This window comes from Pseudomonas sp. TJI-51, from assembly GCF_000190455.2.
Taxonomy (GTDB): Bacteria; Pseudomonadota; Gammaproteobacteria; order Pseudomonadales; family Pseudomonadaceae; genus Aquipseudomonas; species Aquipseudomonas juntendi.
The window spans coordinates 58,408-71,757 of sequence record NZ_AEWE02000064.1 but is presented as its reverse complement, the minus strand read 5'-3'; the positions used below and the strand labels follow the sequence as shown (position 1 = coordinate 71,757).

The 13,350-nt window shown below is 63.2% G+C and carries 9 protein-coding genes; all 9 read left to right on the top strand.

Going from position 1 to position 13,350, the window contains the following annotated elements; translation table 11 throughout:
* The first annotated feature begins 173 nt into the window (after positions 1-173).
* The 9 genes from G1E_RS28340 to acs all read left to right on the top strand — a co-directional run bounded on the left by G1E_RS28340 (position 174) and on the right by acs (position 13,320).
* Positions 174-350, top strand: coding sequence for a hypothetical protein (locus tag G1E_RS28340; RefSeq protein ID WP_003250005.1), 177 nt, complete (start codon positions 174-176; stop codon positions 348-350).
* Complete coding sequence (locus G1E_RS14800) at positions 334-3,309, top strand: sensor histidine kinase (RefSeq protein WP_165944138.1); 2,976 nt, start codon at positions 334-336, stop codon at positions 3,307-3,309. Before G1E_RS28340 ends, G1E_RS14800 begins: the two co-directional genes overlap by 17 nt.
* Before the next feature lie 4 nt (positions 3,310-3,313).
* Entirely contained in the window at positions 3,314-4,759 is a 1,446-nt protein-coding gene (locus G1E_RS14795; protein ID WP_047149906.1) for a sigma-54 dependent transcriptional regulator, read from the top strand.
* A gap of 829 nt (positions 4,760-5,588) precedes the next feature.
* Positions 5,589-6,977 (top strand): polynucleotide adenylyltransferase PcnB, encoded by a 1,389-nt coding sequence (locus tag G1E_RS14790; RefSeq protein WP_009685365.1) that lies wholly within the window; start codon positions 5,589-5,591, stop codon positions 6,975-6,977.
* Positions 6,974-7,453, top strand: a complete 480-nt coding sequence (gene folK, locus G1E_RS14785) for a 2-amino-4-hydroxy-6-hydroxymethyldihydropteridine diphosphokinase (RefSeq protein WP_009685364.1) — start codon at positions 6,974-6,976, stop codon at positions 7,451-7,453. Before G1E_RS14790 ends, folK begins: the two co-directional genes overlap by 4 nt.
* Positions 7,454-7,715: 262 nt before the next feature.
* Positions 7,716-8,516 carry a 3-methyl-2-oxobutanoate hydroxymethyltransferase gene (panB, locus tag G1E_RS14780; RefSeq protein WP_009685363.1) on the top strand — a complete coding sequence of 267 codons (801 nt, stop codon included), beginning with the start codon at positions 7,716-7,718 and terminating at the stop codon, positions 8,514-8,516.
* Positions 8,513-9,376: a pantoate--beta-alanine ligase gene (gene panC / locus G1E_RS14775; RefSeq protein ID WP_009685362.1), complete on the top strand. Its 864-nt coding sequence runs from the start codon at positions 8,513-8,515 to the stop codon at positions 9,374-9,376. Before panB ends, panC begins: the two co-directional genes overlap by 4 nt.
* A 147-nt stretch (positions 9,377-9,523) precedes the next feature.
* Positions 9,524-11,188, top strand: a complete 1,665-nt coding sequence (gene pgi, locus G1E_RS14770) for a glucose-6-phosphate isomerase (RefSeq protein WP_009685361.1) — start codon at positions 9,524-9,526, stop codon at positions 11,186-11,188.
* A 197-nt stretch (positions 11,189-11,385) separates the two neighbouring features.
* Positions 11,386-13,320: an acetate--CoA ligase gene (gene acs, locus G1E_RS14765; RefSeq protein ID WP_009685360.1), complete on the top strand. Its 1,935-nt coding sequence runs from the start codon at positions 11,386-11,388 to the stop codon at positions 13,318-13,320.
* Positions 13,321-13,350 lie beyond the last annotated feature (30 nt).

Below are 13,350 nucleotides of genomic sequence, written 5' to 3'. Positions count from 1 at the left end.
CCCGTGGGAGCTGGCTTGCCAGCGATAGGGCCCGAACAGGCCATCTTCCCCTCAAATCAAAAGCCCAACAAATTCAAACCCTTGGCTAACCTCAGCGATTCCCGCTAGCATCCGCCCAATCATTTGCGCCAATAATAAGTTCAAACCCGCAGCGCCCAACCATCGAGGCCAGCATGTACATCTATCGTTTGGTCCTGCTTCTGGTCGTGGGGATCTACCTGTTCTCCCCGGCCATCATGGACTGGTGGATCGAACCGACCGGAGCGTGGTACCGCCCGTACCTGCTCTGGCTGATCCTGATCGTCGTCACCTTCATCCTGCAGAGCCAACGAGATGCCGATGAGCTTTAGCCTGACCCAGATGATCCTGATCAGCGCCGGGTACCTCATGGTGCTGTTCGGCGTAGCCTGGGTCAGCGAGCGCGGGCTGATCCCGCGCGCCATCATTCGCCACCCGCTCACCTACACCCTGTCCCTGGGCGTATACGCCAGCGCCTGGGCGTTCTACGGCTCGGTGGGCCTGGCCTACCAGTACGGCTACGGCTTCCTTGCCTGTTACCTAGGGGTGTCCGGCGCATTCCTGCTGGCGCCAGTGCTGCTGTACCCGATTCTGAAGATCACCCGCACTTACCAGCTGTCGTCGCTGGCCGACCTGCTGGCGTTCCGCTTCCGCAGCACCTGGGCCGGCGCGTTGACCACCCTCATCATGCTGATTGGCGTACTGCCGTTGCTGGCGTTGCAGATCCAGGCGGTGGCCGATTCGATCAGCATCCTTACCGGTGAGCCGGTCAAGGCCCGGGTGGCCTTCGCGTTCTGTGCGCTGATCATCCTGTTCACCATCTTCTTCGGCTCACGGCATATCGCCACGCGCGAAAAGCATGAAGGGCTGGTGTTCGCCATTGCCTTCGAGTCGGTAATCAAGCTGCTGGCACTGGGCGGCATCGGCCTTTACGCCCTGTATGGCGTGTTTGGCGGCCCGCACGAGCTGGAAGTGTGGCTGCTGCAGAACCAGACCGCCCTGGCCGCGCTGCACACCCCGCTGCAGGAAGGCCCGTGGCGCACCCTGCTGCTGGTGTTCTTCGCCTCGGCCATCGTCATGCCGCACATGTACCACATGGCCTTCACCGAAAACCTCAACCCACGCTCGCTGGTCAGCGCCAGTTGGGGCCTGCCGCTGTTCCTGCTGCTGATGAGCCTGGCCGTGCCGCTGGTACTCTGGGCCGGGCTGCGCCTGGGCGCCAGTACCAACCCCGAATACTTCACCCTGGGCCTGGGCATTGCCGCCAACAACCAGGCACTGGCCCTGCTGGCCTATATAGGCGGCCTGTCAGCGGCCAGTGGCCTGATCATCGTCACCACCCTGGCGCTGTCGGGCATGGCCCTGAACCACCTGGTGCTGCCGCTATACCAGCCCCCGGCCGAGGGCAACATCTACCGCTGGCTGAAATGGACCCGCCGCGCACTGATCGTCGCCATCATCACTGCTGGTTTCATGTTCTACCTGACCCAGAACAACCACCAGAGCCTGGCCAACCTGGGCATCGTGGCGTTCGTGGCCACGCTGCAGTTCCTGCCCGGCGTGCTGTCCGTGTTGTACTGGCCGACCGCCAACCGCCGCGGCTTCATCGCCGGGCTGCTGGCCGGCACGCTGGTGTGGATGGTGACCATGCTGCTGCCGCTGCTGGGCAATCTGCAAGGCTTCTATATCCCGCTGCTGGACATGATCTACGTGCTGGACGATACCAGCTGGCACATGGCGGCCATCGCCTCGCTGGCGGCCAACGTGCTGCTGTTCACCCTGATTTCGCTGTTCACCAACGCCAGCACCGAAGAGGTCAGCGCCGCAGAAGCCTGCGCGGTGGACAACGTGCGCCGCCCACAGCGCCGCGAACTGCACGCAGCCTCGCCCCAGGAATTCGCGACCCAACTGGCCAAGCCGCTGGGCGCCAAAGCCGCGCAAAAGGAAGTGGAGCAGGCCCTGCGCGACCTTTACCTGCCGTTCGACGAACGCCGGCCATACGCCTTGCGCCGCCTGCGTGACCGCATCGAGGCCAACCTGTCGGGCCTGATGGGCCCGAGCGTGGCTCAGGACATGGTCGAGACCTTCCTGCCGTACAAGTCCGGTAACGAGAACTACGTCACCGAGGACATCCACTTCATTGAAAGCCGCCTGGAAGACTACCACTCGCGCCTGACCGGCCTGGCCGCCGAGCTCGATGCCCTGCGCCGCTACCACCGCCAGACCTTGCAGGAGCTGCCCATGGGCGTCTGCTCGCTGGCCAAGGACCAGGAAATCCTCATGTGGAACAAGGCCATGGAAGAGCTCACCGGGATTGCCGCCAAGCACGTGGTCGGCTCACGCCTGGTGACCATCGCCGAGCCCTGGCGCGGGCTGCTGCAGGGCTTCATCAACGTGCCCGACGAGCACCTGCACAAACAACGCCTGGCACTGGATGGCCAGCCACGTTGGCTGAACCTGCACAAGGCGGCCATCGATGAACCACTGGCCCCCGGTAACAGCGGCCTGGTACTGCTGGTCGAGGACCTGACCGAAACCCAGGCCCTGGAAGACAAGCTGGTGCATTCCGAGCGCCTGGCCAGCATCGGCCGGCTGGCCGCCGGCGTGGCCCACGAAATCGGCAACCCGATCACCGGCATCGCCTGCCTGGCGCAGAACCTGCGCGAGGAGCGTGAAGGCGACGGCGAAATCACCGAGCTGTCCAGCCAGATCCTCGACCAGACCAAACGCGTGTCACGCATCGTCCAGTCGTTGATGAGTTTTGCCCATGCCGGTGGCAGCCACCAGAACAGCGAGGAACCGGTGTGCCTGGCCGAAGTGGCGCAGGACGCCATTGGTCTGCTGGCGTTGAACCGGCGTAATTTCGAAGTACAGTTCTTCAACCTCTGCGACCCCGACCATTGGGTAGAAGGCGACCCGCAGCGCCTGGCCCAAGTGCTGATCAACCTGCTTTCCAACGCGCGCGACGCCTCGCCGCCCGGCAGCGCAGTGCGCGTGCGCAGCGAGGCGAGCGAGCACACCGTCGACCTGATCGTCGAGGACGAGGGCAGCGGCATCCCGAAGAACATCCAGGACCGTCTGTTCGAGCCGTTCTTCACCACCAAGGACCCCGGCGAGGGAACCGGACTGGGCCTCGCTCTGGTCTATTCCATCGTGGAAGAGCATTATGGGCAAATCACCATCGACAGCCCGGCCGACATCGAACGGCAACGTGGCACCCGGATCCGCGTGACCCTGCCCCGGCATGTCGTAGCGACGTCCCCTGAAATTCGAGACCGTCGAGAGAATTGAATCAATGCCGCACATTCTGATCGTCGAAGACGAAACCATCATCCGCTCGGCCTTGCGTCGTCTGCTCGAGCGGAACCAGTACCAGGTCAGCGAAGCCGGCTCGGTGCAGGAAGCCCAGGAACGCTTCAGCATTGCCACTTTCGACCTGATCGTCAGTGACCTGCGCCTGCCAGGTGCACCCGGCACCGAGCTGATCAAGCTCGGCCAAGGCACCCCGGTGCTGATCATGACCAGCTACGCCAGCCTGCGCTCAGCCGTGGACTCGATGAAGATGGGCGCGGTGGACTACATCGCCAAGCCCTTCGATCACGACGAAATGCTGCAAGCGGTGGCCCGCATCCTGCGCGACCGGCAGAACGCCCCGGCTGCAGCACCGGCTGCCGAGCCCCGCGCCAGCACCGGCAAGGCAGCCCCTGCCGACAAAGCGGCCCCGGCAGCGGCCAATGGCGACATCGGTATCATCGGCTCGTGCCCGCCCATGCAGGACATGTACAGCAAGATCCGCAAGGTGGCCCCTACCGATTCCAATGTGCTGATCCAGGGCGAATCGGGTACCGGTAAAGAGCTGGTGGCGCGCGCCCTGCACAACCTGTCGCGGCGCGCCAAGGCGCCGATGATTTCGGTGAACTGCGCGGCCATCCCCGAAACCCTGATCGAGTCCGAGCTGTTCGGCCACGAGAAAGGCGCGTTCACCGGCGCCAGTGCCGGCCGTGCGGGCCTGGTGGAGGCCGCCGACGGTGGTACGTTGTTCCTCGATGAAATCGGCGAATTGCCCCTGGAAGCCCAAGCCCGCCTGCTGCGCGTGCTGCAGGAAGGGGAAATTCGCCGGGTCGGTTCGGTGCAGTCGCAAAAGGTCGATGTGCGCCTGATCGCCGCGACCCACCGCGACCTAAAGAACCTGGCCAAGGCCGGCCAGTTCCGCGAAGACTTGTACTACCGCCTGCACGTGATCGCCCTGAAGCTGCCCGCGCTGCGCGAGCGCGGCAGCGACGTCAATGAAATCGCCAGTGCCTTCCTGGCTCGCCAGAGTGCGCGCATCGGCCGGGATGACCTGCATTTCTCTGCCGAAGCCGAACAGGCCATTCGTCACTACAGCTGGCCGGGCAACGTACGTGAGCTGGAAAACGCCGTGGAGCGCGCGGTCATCCTTAGCGAGAGCGCAGAAATTTCTGCCGACCTGCTGGGTATCGACATCGAGCTGAGCGACCTGGAAGAAGACGATATTCTCGACAACGCCCTGGCGGTGGCCAGCGCGGCCAGTGCCAGCCACGAGCCGACCGAGGACTTGTCCCTGGAAGACTACTTCCAGCACTTCGTGCTCGAGCACCAGGACCACATGACCGAGACCGAACTGGCCCGCAAGCTCGGCGTCAGCCGCAAATGCCTGTGGGAACGCCGCCAACGCCTGGGCATTCCGCGGCGCAAGAGCAACGCCACCAGCGATAACTGACCTGCCTGGGTGGGAGGTTCCTCCTGCCCCTTCTCTACCAGCCTCACCGGCCTGTTCGCGGGCTTGCCCGCTCCCACAAGCACAGCGCAACCTGGCAGCCACGGTGATCCTGTGGGAGCGGGCAAGCCTGCGAAACGGCCAGCCACCACACCCCAGGTAACACATCTGCTGCCGCAAAAATCTGTTACCCACCCTCTGCGCCGTAACAGTCACCGAGGCGTACGGTAACGAAATTTCCACATTTCGGGCCTGCCACAAACCTGCAGAATCCACCAACCCATTGATTTTACTGGTTTTTCAAAAGTTGGCACGGCACCTGCTATATCTCTGGTACAAGAACAATAACAAGCACTGCAACTCATAATAAGAACAAGACGAAACGGCTCACGCACAATAAAAACAAGACGGCGGAGGCGCAGCTAACTGATTCTTTTGGAGAGGATGCGTGTTTGGGGCTTGCCCCACGACCAGGCAGAGAACAACAAAAACTGCACTAAAAAGCAGCGCCTGAACTGGTTGGATCAACAGATCAACGTGACATCAGCGGCCAAAGCAATCCGTTTGCTCTTTACCCCCGGTTTGGGGGTCGTCCACAAGCTTCAGGCTTTGTGGGCAGGGCACTCAACAAAAACAAAAAGCCCGGCAAAAAAATAATAAGAGCACGCAACGACACTTCTTGGGGAGCTTAGGCTCCCCTTGTCGTTTCTGCGATTCCCGCAGGCTTCCTGCTACCCGCCTACACCATTCCCTGAGTAAATGCTAGAATCCCCGCCCATCATGCGGCCATTCTCCTATTGTTGGCCGAACATTCCTTCAAACAGTGCATCCCATGCTGAAGAAGCTGTTCCAGTCGTTCCGCCCGCCCGTACCGGGCCAGCACCACAGGCGCACCACGCCTGAGGTGATCAACAAGAGCCAGCACTCGTTGCAGCGCCACCAGTTCAGCCGCCACGCGGTGAACATTGTCGAGCGCTTGCAGGCTGCCGGTTACCAGGCTTACCTGGTCGGTGGCTGCGTCCGCGACCTGATGCTGGGCATTACGCCGAAAGACTTCGACGTAGCCACCAGCGCTACCCCTGAACAGGTCCGTGCGGAGTTCCGTAATGCGCGCATCATTGGCCGCCGCTTCAAGCTGGTCCATGTGCATTTCGGCCGTGAAATCATCGAAGTCGCTACCTTCCGTGCCCCGCATACGGAAGATGACCAGAATGACAGCCACCGTTCGTCGCATAACGCCAGTGGTCGCATCCTGCGTGACAACGTATACGGCACCCTGGAAGAAGACGCGCAGCGCCGCGACTTCACCATCAACGCCCTGTACTACGACCCGGTCAGCGAGCGCATTCTCGATTACGCCAACGGCGTGCACGATGTTCGCAACCGCCTGCTGCGGCTGATCGGCGACCCGACGCACCGCTACCAGGAAGACCCCGTGCGCATGCTGCGCGCGGTGCGCTTCGCGGCCAAGCTGGACTTCGGTATCGAGAAGCACACCTTCAAGCCGATCCGCGAACTGGCCCCACTGCTGCGCGAAATCCCGCCAGCGCGCCTTTTCGAAGAGAGCCTGAAGCTGTTCCTCTCGGGCCAAGGTGCCATCGCCTTTGAAATGCTGGTCGACCTGGAGCTGTTCGAGCCGCTGTTCCCGGCCAGTGCGCACGCGCTGGAAGAGCGCCCGACCTATACCCACACGCTCATCAGCCAGGCACTGAACAACACCGACCTACGGGTGAAGCAGGGCAAACCGGTAACGCCGGCGTTCCTGTTCGCCGCGCTGCTGTGGCCTGCCCTGCCAGCCCGCGTGCTGCATTTGCAGAGCCAGGGCGTACCCCCGATTCCGGCCATGAATGGCGCAGCCCACGACCTGATCGCCGAGCAATGCGCCCGCATCGCCATCCCCAAGCGCTTCACCCTGCCAATCCGGGAAATCTGGGACATGCAGGAGCGCCTGCCACGGCGCAGCGGCAAGCGCGCCGACATGCTGCTGGACAACCCGCGCTTCCGTGCCGGTTACGATTTCCTGCTGCTGCGTGAAAGCGCGGGCGAAGAAACCGACGACCTGGGGCAATGGTGGACCGATTACCAGGACGCCAACGACAGCGAGCGCCGCGAGATGATCCGCGACCTGGGCAACCGTGACGAAGGCAGCACTGCCGGCCCGCGTAAACGCAAGCGCAGCGGCAGCAAACGCAAGCGCGCTGGCGACGAGGCATTCGAGTGACGACGCGCGCCTACGTCGGCCTGGGCAGCAACCTGGCTGCACCGGCCGAGCAGTTGCGCAGCGCGTTGCAGGCGCTGGACCAGGTCGCGGCCACGCGCCTGGTAGCAGCCTCTGCCTTTTACACCAGCGATTCACTGTTGCCCGGGCAGCCACGCTATACCAACGCCGTCGCGGCGCTGGACACCCAGCTGGCACCGCTGGCCTTGCTCGATGCCCTGCAAGCCATCGAGAACGACCAGGGCCGGGTGCGCGCGGAGCGCTGGGGCCCACGCACGCTGGACCTGGACATCCTGCTGTTCGGCGACCAGGTGCTCGACGAGCCCCGCTTGAAGGTGCCGCATTACCATATGCATGCCCGCCCCTTCGTACTGTACCCGCTGGCCGAGCTGGTACCGGGCGACTTCCGCCTGGCCGATGGCCGCGCCCTTGCGCAGCTGCTTGAGGCTTGCCCATTCATCGGCCTGGAGCGCTTGTAAACCGGGTGCTCCAGCCCGTTGCACCGGCCCGGTAACGCCAGTAACACCCTGATCGTAACAATGCGGTAACAGGGTGATTGACTTCCCCCACCTCGCTCACGACTATAGGCGTCCCGTGTGGCAACTGACTGCCGCATACCCGTATTTAGGCCCGGACGGACCTGTGCCCGAACATCACACGCGATGATGTGCCGCTCCGGAAGATGACTACACGCGTTGAATGCAGTCGTTTTTTACAGCGCCTGAACGAGGAATTTCCTACATGCCTGAAGTAACCCTGACCACCCTGCATGGCCTCAAGGCCAAGGGTGAAAAAATCACCATGCTGACCTGCTACGACGCGACCTTCGCCAAAGTCGCCAGCCAGGCCGGTGTTGAAGTGTTGCTGGTGGGCGACTCGCTGGGGATGGTCCTGCAGGGCCACGACAGTACCTTGCCGGTCACCACGGCCGACATGGCCTACCATACCGCCAGCGTCAAACGTGGCAATGACGGCGCGCTGATCCTGGTAGACCTGCCATTCATGGCCCACGCCACCCCGGAACAGGCGTTTGCCAACAGCGCCACGCTGATGCAGGCAGGCGCCCACATGATCAAGATCGAAGGTGCCGCCTGGCTGGCAGAAACCATTCGCCTGCTGGCTGAGCGTGGCGTACCGGTGTGTGCGCACCTGGGCCTGACCCCGCAGACCGTCAACGTACTGGGCGGCTATAAAGTGCAAGGCCGCCAGGAAGCCCAGGCCCGGCAGATGCGCGCTGATGCCATTGCCCTGGAACAGGCCGGTGCAGCCATGCTGCTGCTGGAGTGCGTACCCAGTGAACTGGCCGCGGAAATCACCAACGCGGTCGGTATTCCGGTGATCGGCATCGGCGCCGGCAGTGCCACCGATGGCCAGGTGCTGGTGCTGCACGACATGCTTGGCCTGTCGCTGAGCGGCCGGGTGCCCAAGTTCGTGAAGAACTTCATGCAGGGCCAACCGGATATCCACAGCGCCCTCGTCGCTTACGTCGAGGCCGTCAAGCAAGTCAGTTTCCCAGGCAGCGAACACGGGTTCAGTGCATGAATACAGTCAAGACCGTCCGCGAACTGCGCGCAGCAGTAGCCCGTGCCCGCGGTGAGGGCAAGCGCATCGGTTTCGTGCCGACCATGGGCAACCTGCACAGCGGCCACGCGGCCCTGGTCACCAAGGCCGCGCAGCGTGCCGATTTCGTGGTCGCCAGCATCTTCGTCAACCCGCTGCAGTTCGGTGCCAACGAAGACCTGGACAGCTACCCGCGTACCTTGGCCGCCGACCAGGAGCGCCTGCTGCAAGCCGGCTGCAACCTTTTGTTCGCACCCAGCGTGGCAGAGATGTACCCCGACGGCATGAGCGTGCAAACCCGGGTCAGTGTTCCCCAGCTTTCCGAAGGCTTGTGCGGCGCCAGCCGGCCAGGGCATTTCGAAGGTGTGGCCACCGTGGTCACCAAGCTGTTCAACATGGTCCAGCCAGACCTTGCGGTGTTCGGTGAAAAGGACTTCCAGCAACTGGCAGTGATCCGCGCCATGGTCCGCGACCTGAACATGCCGATCCAGATCATTGGCGAGCCTACCGTGCGGGCCGACGATGGCCTGGCGCTGTCGTCGCGTAATGGTTACCTCACGCCCGAGCAGCGGGCCACCGCGCCCGCGCTGTACCGTACGCTGCAGCATATCGCTTCGGCCATTGGCCGCGGGCAGCGGGACTTTGCCGCGCTGGTTGCCGAAGGGCAGGCGCAGCTGGCTGCCGCGGGTTTGCGTCCAGATTACCTGGAAGTGCGCCATGCCGTGAGCCTGCGCCCGGCAGTGATCGATGATCGCGACCTTGTGGTGATTGCGGCGGCTTACCTGGGTGACACCCGGTTGATCGACAATCTGTACCTGCACGTGGAAGAGAAAACCGCATAAAGGCCTTGGGGGCTGTTTGCAGCCCCCTCAAAATCCCCGTCCCACAGCCATTCCCAGCGCGTGACCTTTGCCTATAATGATGCAGCCTGAACCCGGCAATGACTGCCGTGTCAAAGGCCTCACCACGCATTAAGGGAACCCCGCGCAATGGCGTATTACCGTACACCCCACGATGTGACGGCGCTGCCCGCCTGGCAGGCGCTTCAGCAACACCGCGACGCCATGCAGAGCTTCAGCATGCGCGACGCCTTCGCCGCCGATGCCCAACGCTTCGACCAGTTTTCCCTTAGCGCTTGCGGCCTGTTCCTCGACTACTCGAAAAACCTGATCACCGAGCAAACCCGCGATCTGTTGGTCAATCTGGCCAACGAAGTGGGCCTGCAGGACGCTATCAAGTCGATGTTCAGTGGCGAAATCATCAACACCTCCGAAGGCCGCCCGGTGCTGCACACCGCATTGCGCCGGCCGGTTGGCGACAAACTCAGCGTCAACGGCGTGAACGTCATGCCGGAAGTGCACAAGGTACTCAACCAGATCACCGAACTGGTTGGCCGCATCCATGACGGCCTGTGGCGTGGCTACAGCGAAAAGCCGATCACCGACGTGGTCAACATCGGCATCGGCGGCTCGTTCCTCGGCCCGGAGCTGGTTTCCGAAGCCCTGCTGCCCTACGCGCAGCGCGGTGTACGCTGCCACTACCTGGCCAACATCGACGGCAGCGAGTTCCACGAACTGTCGGCCAAGCTGCGCGCCGAAACGACCCTGTTCATTGTTTCGTCGAAGTCGTTCAACACCCTCGAAACCCTGAAAAATGCCATGGCCGCGCGTACCTGGTACCTGGCCCAGGGCGGTTCGGAGGCCGAGCTGTACCGCCACTTCATTGCGGTTTCCAGCAACAAGGCTGCCGCGGTGGCCTTCGGTATCCGCGAAGAGAACATCTTCCCGATGTGGGACTGGGTGGGGGGGCGCTACTCGCTGTGGTCGGCCATCGGCCTGCCGATCGCCCTGGCCATCGGCATGGCCAACTTCAAGGAGCTGTTGTCCGGCGCCTACACCATGGACCAGCATTTCCAGACCGCGCCGTTCGACAAGAACATGCCGGTACTGCTGGCCCTGCTGGGCGTGTGGTACGGCAACTTCTGGGGCGCCAGCAGCCATGCGATCCTGCCGTACGACCACTACCTGCGCAACATCACCAAGCACCTGCAGCAGCTGGACATGGAGTCCAACGGCAAGAGCGTGCTGCAGGACGGCACCCCGGTCAAAACCGAAACCGGCCCGGTAATCTGGGGTGGCGTTGGCTGTAATGGCCAGCACGCCTACCATCAGTTGCTGCACCAAGGCACCCAGCTGATTCCGGCCGACTTCATCGTGCCGGTCGTGAGCTTCAACCCGGTCGCCGACCATCACCAGTGGCTGTACGCCAACTGCCTGTCGCAAAGCCAGGCCCTGATGCTGGGTAAAACCCGCGAAGAAGCCGAAGCCGAACTGCGTGGCAAAGGGCTGAACGAAGCAGACATCGAAAAGCTGGCCCCGCACAAGGTGATCCCGGGCAACCGCCCGAGCAACACCCTGGTGGTAGAACGCATCAGCCCACGCCGTTTGGGGGCGCTGGTGGCCATGTATGAACACAAGGTGTTCGTGCAAAGCGTGGTCTGGGGCATCAACGCCTTCGACCAGTGGGGCGTGGAGTTGGGCAAGGAGCTGGGCAAGGGCGTGTACCAGCGCCTGGTCGGCAGCCTGGACGACAGCGCCGAAGATGGTTCGACCCAAGGCCTGATCAACTACTTCCGCGGCCGTCATCGCGGGTGATCTCAGGCCTGTGCCGGCCTCTTCGCGGGCACGCCCGCTCCCACAGACACTGCGCCTCACTTGCGGGCGGCGCTATTGCTGTGGGAGCGGGCATGCCCGCGAAGAGGCCGGCACAATTTGAACACCTCTCCCAGCTACACTGTCCTATCGAATAGCCGTTGCAGTCCCTCGCCCCTTACAAGAGCAGGACCACCGCCATGTTCGATATCCGCAAATATCCCCAGGCCCTGGCCGTCAGCCAGTCCGCCGCCCTCACACCCGACGACTACCAGCGCCTTTACCGCCAGTCGGTGGAAGACCCCGACGCCTTCTGGGCCGAGCAAGCCAAGCGCCTGGACTGGATCAAGCCGTGGTCAAGCGTGCAGCAGTGCGACCTGCGCTCCGGCGAGGCCCGCTGGTTCGACGGCGCACAGCTCAACGTCAGTTACAACTGCATCGACCGCCACCTGGCCCAGCGCGCTGAGCAGACGGCCTTGCTGTGGGAAGGCGACGACCCTAAAGATGCCAAAGCCATCAGCTACCGCGAACTGCACCGCGAAGTCTGCCGCCTGGCCAACGCCCTGAAGGCGCGCGGAGTGAAGAAAGGCGACCGCGTGTGCATCTACATGCCGATGATCCCCGAAGCAGCGTTCGCCATGCTGGCCTGCACCCGCATCGGCGCTATCCATTCGGTGGTGTTCGGTGGCTTCTCGCCGGACGCCCTGCGTGATCGTCTTCTCGATGCCGACTGCCGTACGGTGATTACCGCCGATGAAGGCGTGCGCGGCGGCAAGCGTATCCCGTTGAAGCAGAACGTCGACAAAGCCCTGGCCAGTTGCCCGGCCGTCAGCAGCGTCTTCGTGGTACGCCGTACCGCAGGCGCGGTGGACTGGGCCGAGGGCCGCGACCTCTGGTACCACGAGGCAACCGAACACGCCGGCGACGACTGCGCCCCCGAGCCCATGGCAGCCGAAGACCCGCTGTTCATCCTCTACACCTCTGGCAGCACCGGCAAACCCAAGGGCGTGCTGCACACCACCGCCGGCTACCTGTTGCAGGCAACCCTGACCTTCAAGGTGGTGTTCGATTACCGCGACGGCGAAGTGTTCTGGTGCACCGCGGATGTGGGCTGGGTGACCGGGCACAGCTATATCGTCTACGGCCCATTGGCCAACGGCGCCATCTCGCTGATGTTCGAAGGGGTACCGAACTACCCAGACACCTCGCGCTTCTGGCAGGTGGTGGACAAGCACCAGGTCAATATTTTCTACACCGCGCCGACCGCGCTGCGGGCACTGATGCGCGAGGGCTCTGGGCCACTGCAGGGCACCTCGCGCAAAAGCCTGCGCCTGCTGGGCAGTGTCGGCGAGCCGATCAACCCGGAAGCCTGGGAGTGGTACTTCGAAGCGGTCGGGCAAAAGCGCTGCCCCATCGTCGACACCTGGTGGCAGACCGAAACCGGCGGCATCATGTTGACCCCCCTGCCCGGCTCGACCACGTTCAAGCCGGGCTGTGCCACCCAGCCCATGTTCGGCGTACAGCCCGCCCTGCTGGATGAAAAGGGCGAGGTGATAGACGGGCCGGGTGCCGGCCTGCTGGTGATCAAGGCCAGCTGGCCCGGGCAGATCCGCAGTGTCTATGGCGACCACCAGCGCATGGTCGACACGTATTTCAAACCCATGCCCGGTTACTACTTCACCGGCGATGGCGCCCGCCGTGATGCCGACGGCGACTACTGGATCACCGGGCGTATTGACGACGTGATCAATGTGTCAGGGCACCGTATCGGCACGGCCGAAGTGGAAAGCGCACTGGTGTTGCATGATCGCATCGCCGAAGCCGCCGTGGTCGGCTACCCGCATGACCTCAAGGGCCAGGGCGTGTACGCCTTCGTCACGGCCATGAATGGCGTTACACCGGACGAAGCGCTCAAGGCCGAGCTACTCGCCCTGGTCAGCAAGGAAATTGGCAGTTTCGCCAAGCCCGAGCTGATCCAGTGGGCTCCGGCACTGCCCAAGACCCGCTCCGGCAAGATCATGCGGCGTATACTGCGCAAGATCGCCTGCAACGAACTGGACAACCTGGGCGATACTTCGACGCTGGCCGACCCCGCCGTGGTGCAGGACCTGATCGACAAACGCCTCAACCAGTAACCGGCGGCCGCTGCTGATGGCCGCCCTGTA

Excerpts from the sequence above, each read along its gene's own strand:
- G1E_RS14800 (WP_165944138.1), top strand. The coding sequence starts at position 334 with ATGCCGATGAGCTTTAGCCTGACCCAGATGATCCTGATCAGCGCCGGG.
- G1E_RS28340 (WP_003250005.1), top strand. The coding sequence starts at position 174 with ATGTACATCTATCGTTTGGTCCTGCTTCTGGTCGTGGGGATCTACCTG.
- pgi (WP_009685361.1), top strand. The coding sequence starts at position 9,524 with ATGGCGTATTACCGTACACCCCACGATGTGACGGCGCTGCCCGCCTGG.
- G1E_RS14795 (WP_047149906.1), top strand. The coding sequence starts at position 3,314 with ATGCCGCACATTCTGATCGTCGAAGACGAAACCATCATCCGCTCGGCC.
- G1E_RS14790 (WP_009685365.1), top strand. The coding sequence starts at position 5,589 with ATGCTGAAGAAGCTGTTCCAGTCGTTCCGCCCGCCCGTACCGGGCCAG.
- panC (WP_009685362.1), top strand. The coding sequence starts at position 8,513 with ATGAATACAGTCAAGACCGTCCGCGAACTGCGCGCAGCAGTAGCCCGT.
- acs (WP_009685360.1), top strand. The coding sequence starts at position 11,386 with ATGTTCGATATCCGCAAATATCCCCAGGCCCTGGCCGTCAGCCAGTCC.
- panB (WP_009685363.1), top strand. The coding sequence starts at position 7,716 with ATGCCTGAAGTAACCCTGACCACCCTGCATGGCCTCAAGGCCAAGGGT.